The organism is Cerasibacillus sp. JNUCC 74 (genome assembly GCF_053667775.1).
The window spans coordinates 2,921,743-2,934,807 of sequence record NZ_CM132207.1; the positions used below are offsets into that span (position 1 = coordinate 2,921,743).

Consider the following 13,065-nt stretch of genomic DNA (forward strand, 5'->3'; position numbering starts at 1 on the left):
CCTACGTTTTTATTGCACTAGGGCAACTTCATGTTTACTAAAGAAATACAAGTACGTCTCTAAAACCGGGTGTTGCCAAATCGTTTCTACTGCATAGCGATATAACTTCAATTGTGTCTTATAGCGGTTAATCATTTTTTCCTTCATTTCATCTGTCCATTCTCCGTAAATTGCATCTGTTTTATAATCAATAATAATCACTCCACTATCTTGCGGAATAATAGCATCGATCACACCTTGAATCAATACTCGCTCAGTTTGTTCATCTTTCCAGTTCGAATATACTTCATTTGCAGGAAGTGTAAGACTGAACGGGACTTCTCGGTATACATAAGAAGCATGTATCATATACGCAGCAATATCGGTTTGATAGAACTGTTCAATGGCCGACAGATCAATTTGCAAAGCTGCGTCTTTACTTAATATCTCTTTTTCTACCATTTTTTCCAGTTCTTCTTCAATTTCCATCTTTGTTAAAGCTCTATTAAATGGTAAATGTTGCATAACTGTATGCATGGCAGTCCCACGTTCAGCAGAAGTCATCGTTTTTTGTCGCTGCATAAAGGCAGGTCGCTTGATGATTGGTTTCTTAAAAGGAGCAATCAACTGATCGCCACTATATTCATCTTTTAATTCCTGCTGGCGTTTTAATTCGGTCACGGACTGCTTGGCTCTAGAAATAGCTGCATCGTTGTATGGATAAGCAAAATTTAATCGGCTATCGACTTGCTGCTTTAATCGTTGATCTGATAATGATAGGGCTTCCCACTTTGTAATATGTTTATAAAGCTGGTTATCCTTTTCATCTTCCGTTTTGTCTAATGCTGCTAGCTCACTTGCATGAAGAACTTGAATATTCCAAGTAGATATATCGTTCTTGATACTTGTGTCCACATTTTTCTTTACCTCTTCCGTTCGCAGTATATTACTGTCACGGTGACGAAGTAAAGCAGGTGCAACCCAATCCAAATACGATTTTGCTTCGATACGAAAATATGCAGGAAGTACCCATTCTTGATGATCACATATTTTTTCCCATTTCTCCTGTTTTTTTTCAAAGGAAGTCACGTTACCAATCATGACAAGCTTCTCTTTAGCGCGGGTTAATGCTACATATAGCACACGCATTTCTTCAGCCAATTGTTCTCTTAACATTTCTCGTTTTAATGCATGATAATATAGCGTAGGATACGTAATTCGTTTTACAGGATCAATATATTTACTTGCAAACCCATAATCCTTGTGCAACAAATATTTCTTATTTAAATCGCTAAGATTAAATTGCTTTTCCATGCCTCCTAAAAGGACAACTGGAAATTCCAATCCTTTACTTTTATGAATTGTCATAACACGGACTACATCCTCTTGCTCGCTTAATGCCCTTGCTGCACCTAAATCATCGCCCCGCTCCTCCATTCGTTCAATAAAACGTAAAAAGCGAAATAATCCACGGAACGATGTTGTTTCATACGTACGCGCCCGATCATACAAGGCACGGAGGTTCGCTTGGCGTTGCCTTCCTCCCGGCATACCGCCAACAAAATCATAGTATCCGGTCTCTCGATAAATCTTCCATATGAGATCTGATAAGGAATCTTGTCTGGCAGCATCTCGATAGAGTTCCCGTTTTTCCAAAAACTGTTTTGCCTTCCTAGCAGTACTGTCGGAGTGTACGTTAACATAAGAAACCAATGCATCATAATAAGATACATTCTTCCCGGCCAACCGAATCGCTGCCAGTTCTTCTTCATTTAAGCCAACAATTGGTGAGCGCAACACAGCCGCTAGCGGAATATCTTGCCGAGGATTATCAACCACTTTTAGTAGGCTGATGATAATTTTAACCTCAATCGCTTCAAAATAGCCTGTCGATAGCTCGGCATAAACAGGAATACCTTGTTGTTTTAATTCATCAACGATAATTGGTGCGTCCGTCATCGAACGCAGTAGAATGACAATATCTCGATATTGCAAATCACGTAGCGTTTGTGTTCCTTTATCAACTACTTGTAAAGGCGGAGTATCTTCATTACCAATCCATTCTTTAATTTTTGTCGCATACATACGTGCTTCTAATTCTGCTTTTTCCAAATCAATTATTTCCTCATCTGCCATTCTTTCTTGATCAGCTGCTTTACGATCAATGATGATTAATTCCGGATTAGGTGTTTGATGGGGAAACGCATCATACATTTTATTGCCATAGATGAGTTCTGCTTTTTCATCGTAATTTATTTCCCCTAGCGGTTGATCAATAATTTGACGAAATAAATAGTTCGTTCCGGTTAACACCCGTTCTCTGCTTCGAAAATTACGCGACAAATCAATTCGGATTCCAGAGTTCTCTTTATCTGCAAAACGATTATATTTGCTAATAAACAAGGATGGTTCTGCATGACGGAAACGATAAATGCTTTGCTTTACATCACCAACCATAAAACGATTTCCTGTACCAGTCGTATCACTGATTAATTCTAAGATCGTCTCTTGTACAAGGTTTGTATCTTGGTACTCATCGATAAGTATCTCAGAGAATTTCTTTTGAAAACCGATTGCAACTTTAGATGGAACTGGTCGGTTTGTTTCACCATCGTCCATTAACACTTGTAAACATAAATGCTCTAAATCCGAAAAGTCAACCAAAGCCCGTTCTCTTTTTTCTTCATCGAATCTGGTTTTAAATGCTTTTACTAAATAGGCTACATGTTTAATAACCGGAGCCATTTCGCGCATATCTTGTAAATGACTAGCTAGATTTCTACTAAACCAGTTTTCTTTCATATCCGTCCAACGCTTTTTATAGCTATCGCGTATTTTTTTAACTTGTTTCTTTTTATCCTCATTTACATCTGGCTTTTTACGAGACAATGCACGGAATTTACGAGTATGGAACAACTCATGCAACTGTTGCCAATCATGCACACAACGCTTCGCTTCTTGAACTAACATGAAATCCTGTTCTATCGTTTCCGCATAATGATAAGGTCCATCATTTTCTTTTGTTAGATTCATTGCTTTCATTATTTCTTGTTCCATTGCCAGCAGTTGATCGGTTATTTCCCGTTTTAATATCGTTAGCCATGTTAACTTTTCTTCCTGCACATCTTCAGGCACTTCATACGTGCCGGCAAGTTGATCCAGCCATTTGGTTGGCCATGGGTTTTTTACCGAAAAATCATACAACTGCAAGATTAATGTTTCGACATCTGTATCACTCCGGTCATTAGAGAAGCGGTCCACAACCTGAAAAAACAAATCTTGGTCGACTGCATCAGAACCATACCAGTCTTCTAGTAAATCGTCGAGCACCTCTTGTTTAATCATTTCTGCTTCCATATCATTCGCAATGCGAAATGATGGATCGATATCCAGTAAGTATGCATATTGCTTCACAACGTCAAGACAAAAAGCATGCAAGGTTGAGATCGATGCCCGTTGTAATAGGGATAATTGTTTTTTTAAATGGATAGAAGAAGGATTTTCAGCTAGCGCCTTTTCTAAAGCTGCACCAACTCGATTACGCATTTCTTGAGCTGCCGCATTGGTAAACGTAACGACAAGCAGAGAATCGATATCTACAGGATTATCTTTATCCAGCAGCTTTTGAATAATTCGTTCTACTAATACTGCTGTTTTTCCTGAACCGGCAGCTGCGGCAACTAATACATCACTTCCCTCGGTATAAATTGCAGCCTCTTGTTCTTTTGTCCAGCTTACCATGAGGTTTCCTCCTTCTGTTGAATATGTTTAATTATCTCTTCATCGGACATATCCGTCAACTTACGATAATGGTTCATTGGCATAGTTGGATCAAATTGACAAACAGGTTGGAACGGACAATATTTACAAGCAACCTGTTGCTTATGCTGAAACGGGTTTAAATGGATACCTCCGCTTGTTATATCCATACCTGCCTTCATCATCAATTGATGGATATATTGTCTTAAACTAGCAAAAATTTGTTCATTAGCTACTTTGGAGTGACTTCCAAATTCGCCGTTTTTCTTTATCGATACAGGAATGATTTGACTTGTTCCAGATTCTAATGTTTTATCCATTAATTTAATGGTCTTTTCATCGGATAATAATAAGCCTTGCATTTTATATTGCTTGAATAGTTCTTTTGCTATCGTTTCATCGTCTAGCTTACCTTTTTCTGAAATCATTGGATTGTGAACATGAAAGTACAATACTCCTGCTGGTGTCGCCTCAATGCCCAACCATCTTTCTGAATATGTTAAAACAACATCCAGATAAGTGAGCATTTGTAGCGCTAAACCATAATAGACCTCCAGTAAATTCAACGTTTTTTCACTTGATTTATAATCGATAATCCTTAAGAATAATGCATCATCCTTCATTGCCTTATCAACACGATCAATCCTGCCGCGAAGCATTAACTCAAATCCATTATTTAATGGGATTTTTAATGGTGGTAATTCTTGATTTTGTCCAAACCCTACTTCTAACCCTACTGGTGAAAAATAACTTTGTCTTGCTTGTTCACTAAGTACATATGTTGCTCTGGCAATTACTTCTTCTAACTTTTGCTGAATATATTGATAACGATTCGAGCTATGTAGGATTTGATGTTGTAAAATTGGTGCTAACCGTGTAACTACTTGATGTGCATATATCTTGGCATCTTCCTTACTTAATTGGGAGAATTCCTTTCCCTCTGTTTGAACCCATTCGGTGACCGTTTTTAATGCTTCATGGAATAATTGTCCAATGTCCGGTGCATCTAATTTGTAAGTTCGCCGCTCTTCTAAACCTAGACTATACTTAGCAAAATGCTGGTATGAACATCGATAATAAGTCTCCAATCGTGACACACTGGCATTTACCTGTTTGGGGTAAAGTTGTTTCACCGTTTTTTCTGATAGATCAAGAGGGGTGTTTTGATAATATAAACTTTGTAAAATGCGATAAGTCGTATCATGTTTCGGTTCATTTTCTATATACCAATTAAGAACATACCACCAAATCTCTTTCACAGGATATCCTTTAAGTTTTCTTGCTAGTTGAGCTGTTAAGGCAGATCTAGTTTTTATCGGCTTGGTAATAAAACGATCTGCTTCCAACAACTCATCTGGTTCTTGGAGTAATACGTGATCACAGCAATTTGGAAACAGTGTCTCCATTCGCTTAATTAGCTGTGATGGGATTTTCGTGTTACCTTCTTCATCACTTAAAGAATAGCTTATCCATAACCGGTCACTAGCTATCGTAAAGGCAATGTATATATAAAACCAATCGTCTAATAATTGACGCTTACTCGTTTCTGCAAGCTGTAATCCATGACTTGCTAGTAACTCTCTTTCCCGTTCACTAATCAGCCCATCAGCTTGTGGCTTCATCGGCCATACACCTTCATTTACTCCTAGTAAAAAGGCACAGCGAATTCCACTGATTCGCGAACGATCGATTGTTCCTACAATAACATGGTCAATACTTGGAGGGACATGGGCAAACTTTAATGTTTGAAATCCTGCCTCTAGCATCTTACGAAATGTATCTAATGACATCTTCTCTTCGCCAGCTATCTCAACCATTTCATCAAATAATTGAATAACAGCATCCCATACTTGCTCCTGCTCTCTCCCTTTTTCCAGTTCGGCACGTTCATCATACGCTGTTCTCATTTGTTCCAAACGATAAGGAATCTCCAGATTTTCCAACAAATTGTACAGATATTCGCATTGTTCTTGTACTGTTTGAGCTTGTCTCATTGTGGTATCGAATTCCTTTAATGCTTGAACCACTTGTCTGCGATAACAATTAATCCGCTTTTGAATATCAAGCTCCCTATCTGTTTGCGTTGTTTGATCAAAACCGCGAAACCGTTGGAAGACCCACTCTTCTTTTGATAACCAGCTTTGTCTAGAACGAATCCCATATTCCAACACGTAATTTTCCAACTCATCAATCGCATCTGGAGTGAGTGGGTACTCTGAATCGGAGGCAGGCACAAACCCCGTCTTTAATACACGAAATACTGCATCATAACGCCAATTACCTTCTACCATTTCTAATACAGAACGAATAAACTCAATCAGTGCATGGTTTAACATAGTTTTCTTCTCATCAATAAACAATGGGATGTCATAATCACGGAAAATAGTCGCAATCAGATCATGATATACGTCAGTCTGTCTAATAAATAAAGCAATATCCCGATAACGATAACCTTCATCACGGACAAGCCGAATAATCTCTTGGGCCGCTCCTTCCACTTCCACACGCGGGTGTACAGCTTCAGCAATTTGTAATGGGACATCGCCATTGTAGAAAGGTGCCGGTCGCTCATCAAAATAGCGTTCCAAATGAGCAAAATACGGCCGATCACGAAAACGCCCATCTGCCGAGTCAAGTTCGATTGTTTCTTCAATCATTACATTATTTGCTTCTGCAATTTCCTTTAATAAATGATATGTTTCTGTTGTTTGGTAAAATAAATCTATTTCAGAGATGGTATCATCCTCAAGTTTATCAACCGTTAAGGCTACCGTAACGGTCTTACATTTTTTAAGCAATGCTTCTACAACCATCAGCTCTATTGGTGTAAACCGATGAAATCCATCCAAATAAACTTCTGCATCGATTAAGACAGCAGCGTGAGCAATTTTGTCTGCAAGCAGCTTTAATTGATCTTCACCATCCATATACTTTCCTTGCAAGGAGAGTATAAGTCGCTCATAAATATAAAACAAATCCTCCAGTTTGTTTACCAAACTCTCTTCTTCCGGTTCTTTGTGTACATAACTATTAATTTGCTCAATTTGTGCATGCAATAATTCAGGAGTAACAGCATAGCGTTTAAATTCCGTAATCATTCCTTCCAATTGTTCAAGAAAACCTTGCTTTTCCATTGCTTTTTGGAATACATGCCACTCTCCCTGCTTTTCTTCCATAATTTTTCGAAGCATCATTTGAATACCCACTGTACTGATAAATTGTTTTGTTCCCCCACCAGTCTCTTGTAAAACCCTCCAAGCAAGTCGGGAAAAGCTGACTACTTGAGCTCGGATACTACCTTGTATATCCTGATCCTTAAACAAATTATACTCCTGCTGAAACGTCATTTGATCTGGCACGATATAAAAAATAGCAGGACCTTGTGGATCCCCCTGCAATTTTTCCTTTATTTCATCGAATACACGGCCACTTTTTCCCGTTCCTGAACGACCTGTTATAAATCGGAGTCCCATAACACTTCTCCTTTCCTTAAAAATAAGTATATGGTTAAAACAATTGCATCCACTATTCTTATGACCCTAATTAGGAGCATGAGATAAAGAATCGTTCCAACAACTGTGATTATCTTTTTAACTGGTGCACTTGGATATTAGAAAAACGGCTTGTCGCCAAGTCTTTAGCGAAAGCTGTAGTTTTTCTTATACGATAAAGTGAAACTTCATTCAGTAGGAGTTTTCTTCCATCTCCTACTGAATGTTAGTACCTCAGAGGGTATGACCTAAAGGCCCTTAAACGAATCGGGCATTTAGGTGCCGTTTTCTCCATTTAAACTTCTCGGAAGTTGTGGTTTTACGGCACCTTACATGCGGGATAAAAGGAAACATGCCCATCTAACAGGGGTATGCCGATCCTTGAGCGGTAAGTCCGCTTTTAGTCGGCCTTCCTTTAGATTCAGGCCGATATTAACTTACCCTTGAAGTCTGACAGCTTGAGCGCATAAGCTAAGCAAAGTTACGTTCAAAAAAGATAGCCGATATATAAAAACGGATATAAGTTACAAGACAAGAAGCTAGAAACGGACAGATGAGCTCCCTTCTATGTAACAAAGAAGATTTGGAAATCAACTGCCCGCGAACATTTGCAGATCACATAATTTTAAGATATCTACGTTATAAGTGAATGTCTAAAAACCCGGTAAAAAACACAACGAATTTCTTCGCACGTTAGAACGGATAACATTTTATCGCTAAAGTTAATGCAAGTAGTGAAAAATTTTAAATTCCAAGCAATACAACTATCGTCTGCTCTCTACTTACCATCAGCCAATCATTTCTTGGCTTGTTTCTCCGCTCATTAAAAAAGAAAAACACATTTCCTACGTGGGATGGATTTCGAGGAATCCCTTCTAATGCTCATGTATCTATTAAAGCATCTTCTACTAAAAGCGCCCATGTCCTGTGGGCAACTTAAAGTCAGTACGTCCTGTACAATTGCACTACTCGAGATCATGCTATATTGAACTTCGACTCGAACGGCGAATATCGATATTGCAGCAGAACAAGCAAAGCTACGTCAGCGGTGCATCGCACGCAGAAAAAAGTACACTGCTTTTTCAAGGATGCCTGCGAACTTAAGCCAAACTTGATCCTTTTTGAACATGTACTATAAGTATATCATTTCATTTTTAGTAAAACAAAAGCAATGGTAATAGTCTAGTTCCTATTTTCCAAGACTCAGACTAGCCTGAGAAAGCGGCCAATATTTTACATCCACTTTACCAACAAGCTGTGTTTCCGAAATAAACCCAAATGATCTGCTATCCAAGCTTTCCTCACGATTGTCTCCCATCACAAACAGCTTCCCTTCTGGAACTGTTTCCCTCCCGGTAATTTCTTTTAAGGTAAAGCTTTCTGTACGTGGTTTATCACTCATCGTAGCGTGAGTATAATGATCCAGAAACGCTTCTTCAACATACTCCCCATTTATATATAATTTATCATCTCTATAACTAATTTTATCCCCAGGTATGCCAATAACTCTTTTAACATAGTCTTCTTTTTGATTAGCGTGGAACACAATCACATCAAAACGATCCACCTCTGTTAGATCATAGACAAATGTATTAACCATTAATAAGTTACCATCATTTAGTGTTGGTACCATCGATTCTCCTTCCACTACATAGCTTGCGAAAAAGGCGGATCGACATAAAAATATAATCATGGCCCCAAGTAAAATCGTTGTGACCACTTTGCGATATTTTCTTTTCATATCTTATCTTCCTCCAGAGTAAGTTCTATTTACAGCTTACCCAAGAAAGAAATATCTTAATCTTCTTTAGAATCGAATGTTTCCCGCAACTGCGCCTTTTTCTGCAAGCGTTTCTCAATATATTTACCAATCATCCAAAATAATACGATACATATACCAACAACAATCGTTTTCACTGGATTTTTTGCAAATTCCATAATACTGGTACCTACAAAAGCAATAGAAAAGATCATCACTGATTTTCCCATAATTACCGCTAGGATAAACTGTTGTGAGCTAATTTTAGATAATCCTGAAACGACATTGATGACCGAGGATGGGGAAAACGGAAAACACATTAATAAAAATAATGGACCAAATCCATGCCGCTCAAGCCATGCCGTCACTTTTTTCACTTGTTTATTTTTTCGGATCACCGTAAAAATCCGCCGGTTACCCAGTTTGCGAATGATCAAAAAAACCATAATCGCACCGAGTGCTGAACCAGTCCAGGATAAAATAAACCCCTCAAATAAACCATAAGCAGCAGCATTAGCAAATACAAATACAACTAAGGGTAAGAATGGCAAGAATGCTTCAATAAATGGTAATAAAATCCCAGGTAAAGGACCTAGACTCTCATAATTTTTCAGCAACTGCATAATATATTCATCAAATGTTTCCGTATCAAGCAGCATTTCCCAATCAGTTAGTTGGATGTCCAATAGAACCATGTAGTAAATCTCCTCAATATGTAAATATCGTTTTCCCAAACTTGATTTCTTTTATAAGTAGGTGTTCAAAAGAGGGTAAGTGGTCTGAAGATCAGCTAGGATCGCAATTGGCCTTCCGAACAGACGATAATTATTTTAATTCCACCCGACTTTTGAACCACCTCTATAAAGATAATCAGACTTTGAACTTACTAAATATACGCACTATAGTTATCAAAAGTTTCTTGCTCTACTCTTTATAACATTCTCTATTAAAAATTAAACTATTTCTATTTTAAAGTAAATCAGTAAATATGCATAGTCCATACTATTATAATTGCCACTTTCTTTTCATTTAATAAAAATCTATTGAATTTTATTAGGTAAATAGCATATACTACGCAGGAACAAACGTTCCTACAAGAGGAGGTAAACGGTGATGCGTTATCTGAATGAGGAAGAGCTGACAATTGCTTCACGTTTCCTATTTCTTTCCATGACCATTATTGTTATCCAGCAAGATATTCATTATTTTCAAAAAAGCGAACTAAAATTAAAAGATGCTTATATTGAGGTATTAAAAAACATGGAAGAAAAAGCACTCCAAGAACGTAGACATCTTCGCAAAGTAATGCTGCAAAAACAAATAAAAGTAATGAAACTAGATAGAAATGATTCATTCTCTTCGTATTTGTTTCTTTGTCAAGGACGGGAAGAAAAGCGTAATTATTTCAATCCTGCTATCCGCAAAAAAGTAAAAGTTATTTTTCTGGAGTTGATGCAAAAATCTCTGCTACCTGATCAAGATGATTCTGTAGGAATTTAAGCCGGTTATTCAGCAGGTAACGAAATTGAGCTGTTCTTTGTATTTGATTTAGCATAGAGCCATAGGAGATTTCAAATACCGTTCGCTTTCCATTGCGAAAGATAATTTCTGTACCATAATCATTATTTTTTTGAATTTGATCAATATGAGAGTGAGCAATCCAGGAGCATTCGGGGCTGGACGGAGAAATGGTTGGGAAAAAATACATACCACTAATGGGATCAATTGTGATTGGAGCTTTGTGCGTTATACCACAGACATCTCTAGTTCCTTCTTGTCTGCCTTTTAGACTTGAGCCAAAGTATTTACAAGCAAGATCCATCATTTTACTTGGAGGAGATGAAACAGTATATTCGCCTTGTTCTTCTAATACTACGGTAATCGGCTTGTTATTAGCATCTCGCCGTGAGATAAGCGCTATCGTTAAAGGGGTAATTTCCGGGGTATCTGTATATAAATTAAAAATCATTCTCTTTCATCCTTTCTAATGATAGAAAAGAAAGTGGCTATATACTAATTTACCAAAACTCTATTCAAAATGAAATGAAAAAAGTTACTTTTTTGAAGATTTTACTATAACTGTTGTTTTTATATATCATCACTTCTCATAAGAGCTGTTTTTTAGAAAAACTTAGCTTATCGCCAAGTCTTTAGCGAAAGCTGTGGTTTTTCTTATACTAAACCATAAAATTTTATACTTTCCTATAGTAAAATAAAAAACCTCTGTTGATTGTCCATTAAAAAATAGTGTAAATCTAAACAGGCTAAGCAAAAGATAATCGATGCCTATCTGGTGTGCAACAGCCATTCCATGGGTTGAAAAATTCACCCATGGAATGGAGTTTATGTTTATAATTGTTGTACATGCTCCTGAAGCTTTTTTCTTAAAATCTTTCCGGTTGTATTTTTTGGTAATTCATCTAAAAATTCAATGGTTGTGGGAACTTTATACTTTACTAGATGCTTCTCGCAAAACGCTGTTAAAGATTCAGCTGTCAAATTAGAATTATCTGTAACAACAAAACATTGAACTGCCTCTCCAGTTTGGGGATCAGGAACACCAATGACAGCTACCTCAATTATATTTGGATGCATGTATAATACTTCTTCCACTTCACGTGGATAAACATTATAACCACCTACAAGGATCATATCTTTTTTTCGGTCCACAATATAAAAATAACCTTCCTCATCCATTCTTGCCATGTCACCTGTATGCAACCAGCCATCTTTTAAAGCTACTGCTGTCTCTTCAGGAAGTTTATAATACCCAAGCATTACATTAGGGCCACGTACTACTAATTCACCAACTTCACCAACAGCCACTTCTTCCCCCCACTCATCTACTACTTTATTTTCAACATGCCAGATGCTGCGACCTATGGATCCGGGCTTACGTGGTCGATCTAGTGGATTAAAGCAAGTCACTGGTGAGGCTTCAGACAATCCATAACCTTCAGAAATTTTAACATCAAAAGCTCGTTCGAAGTTTTTCAATAGTGCAACCGGCATGGACGCTCCACCAGAGATACAAAAACGAATAGCAGAAAAAGGATTTTCTTCCTCGCTTTTAGCTTGCAGCAAATAATTATACATTGTCGGCACCCCAGCAAATATAGTTGCCCGATAGTTTTTGCTTAAGGCGAACACAGCCGAAGGAGAAAATTTAGGCAATATAATAATCGTCCCCCCATTCATTAACGGTGCATTTAGGGAAACAGTTAAACAAAAGACATGAAACATCGGTAGTGCCGCTATCACCCTATCATCGCCATTAATATTCAAATAATCTGCAACATCCTTTGCGTTAGAATACAGATTATGATGAGATAACATGGCCCCTTTTGGTGTACCAGTTGTTCCAGATGTATATAACACAATAGCCAAATCATCTTTATGTAACGCTGGTCTAGAAAAATTGTAATTTCCTAACTGAAGTAACTCGTAAAAGGAAGTTATTTTTTGCTGTGGAATTGAATCTGTCTCTGCTTCTGCTCCAGAATCACAAACAATATAATGTGATACTTGTAGTTCAGAATCCAATGTTTGAAACTTCTCCAAAAATCTATCCATGGTAATGACGGCAGTTACATCACCATTTTTTAACATATAACTCATTTCGTTTGGTGTGTATAATGGGTTGATAGGAATAACAACCATACCAAGTCGTAATGCCCCATATAGCCCAATAATATAATAAGGGCTATTTCCCATCACCAGTGCAACATGATCTCCTTTTTGGTACCCTAAAGCCGCCAAGCCAGCAGCAAATAAAGAAACAGACCGATCTAACTCATAATAACTTGTCTCCTGATTTGCAAAAATGAAAGCCGGTTTATCCACATATTCCTTTGCCGTAATCGCTAATTGCTCACTTATATTCACATTCATCCCCCTTTGCGTAATTATGAATGAATAATCATTCATAATATTTTCCGATAAAATACAGATACTCATTAAAAGCATCTATATCTTTCGGAACCATGCGAATTATTTTACGATTTCAGTATAAATCAGACACCTGATCATTTCAAGTGGAAGCGTTCGCAATATTATACAAAACTAACAGCTAAGGAG

7 protein-coding genes are annotated in these 13,065 nt (G+C 37.5%); 1 reads left to right on the forward strand and 6 read right to left on the reverse strand.

Features of this window, described 5'->3' with window-relative positions:
• Positions 1-9: 9 nt before the first annotated feature.
• The 4 genes from addA to JNUCC74_RS13120 all read right to left on the reverse strand — a co-directional run bounded on the left by addA (position 10) and on the right by JNUCC74_RS13120 (position 9,683).
• Complete coding sequence (gene addA / locus JNUCC74_RS13105; protein WP_454065696.1) at positions 10-3,720, reverse strand: helicase-exonuclease AddAB subunit AddA; 3,711 nt, start codon at positions 3,718-3,720, stop codon at positions 10-12.
• Positions 3,714-7,211, reverse strand: coding sequence for a helicase-exonuclease AddAB subunit AddB (gene addB / locus JNUCC74_RS13110; protein ID WP_454065697.1), 3,498 nt, complete (start codon positions 7,209-7,211; stop codon positions 3,714-3,716). The genes addA and addB overlap by 7 nt, the downstream gene beginning before the upstream one ends.
• 1,207 nt (positions 7,212-8,418) lie before the next feature.
• Positions 8,419-8,970: a signal peptidase I gene (gene lepB, locus JNUCC74_RS13115; RefSeq protein ID WP_454065698.1), complete on the reverse strand. Its 552-nt coding sequence runs from the start codon at positions 8,968-8,970 to the stop codon at positions 8,419-8,421.
• A gap of 56 nt (positions 8,971-9,026) precedes the next feature.
• Entirely contained in the window at positions 9,027-9,683 is a 657-nt protein-coding gene (locus JNUCC74_RS13120) for a TVP38/TMEM64 family protein (protein WP_454065699.1), read from the reverse strand.
• A 418-nt stretch (positions 9,684-10,101) separates the two neighbouring features.
• On the opposite strand from JNUCC74_RS13120, the gene JNUCC74_RS13125 reads away from it, so the two are divergent.
• On the forward strand, positions 10,102-10,488 hold the full coding sequence (locus JNUCC74_RS13125; RefSeq protein ID WP_454065700.1) for a hypothetical protein: 387 nt from the start codon (positions 10,102-10,104) through the stop codon (positions 10,486-10,488).
• Here JNUCC74_RS13125 and JNUCC74_RS13130 read toward each other — a convergent pair.
• Positions 10,424-10,957: a competence protein ComK gene (locus tag JNUCC74_RS13130; RefSeq protein ID WP_454065701.1), complete on the reverse strand. Its 534-nt coding sequence runs from the start codon at positions 10,955-10,957 to the stop codon at positions 10,424-10,426. The two genes, JNUCC74_RS13125 and JNUCC74_RS13130, sit on opposite strands and share 65 nt — an antisense overlap.
• Before the next feature lie 380 nt (positions 10,958-11,337).
• Entirely contained in the window at positions 11,338-12,873 is a 1,536-nt protein-coding gene (locus tag JNUCC74_RS13135) for a fatty acid--CoA ligase family protein (RefSeq protein ID WP_454065702.1), read from the reverse strand.
• Positions 12,874-13,065 lie beyond the last annotated feature (192 nt).

Coding starts and splice junctions, on each gene's coding strand:
- addA (WP_454065696.1), bottom strand. CDS start 3,720: ATGGTAAGCTGGACAAAAGAACAAGAGGCTGCAATTTATACCGAGGGA.
- addB (WP_454065697.1), bottom strand. CDS start 7,211: ATGGGACTCCGATTTATAACAGGTCGTTCAGGAACGGGAAAAAGTGGC.
- lepB (WP_454065698.1), bottom strand. CDS start 8,970: ATGAAAAGAAAATATCGCAAAGTGGTCACAACGATTTTACTTGGGGCC.
- JNUCC74_RS13120 (WP_454065699.1), bottom strand. CDS start 9,683: ATGGTTCTATTGGACATCCAACTAACTGATTGGGAAATGCTGCTTGAT.
- JNUCC74_RS13125 (WP_454065700.1), top strand. CDS start 10,102: ATGCGTTATCTGAATGAGGAAGAGCTGACAATTGCTTCACGTTTCCTA.
- JNUCC74_RS13130 (WP_454065701.1), bottom strand. CDS start 10,957: ATGATTTTTAATTTATATACAGATACCCCGGAAATTACCCCTTTAACG.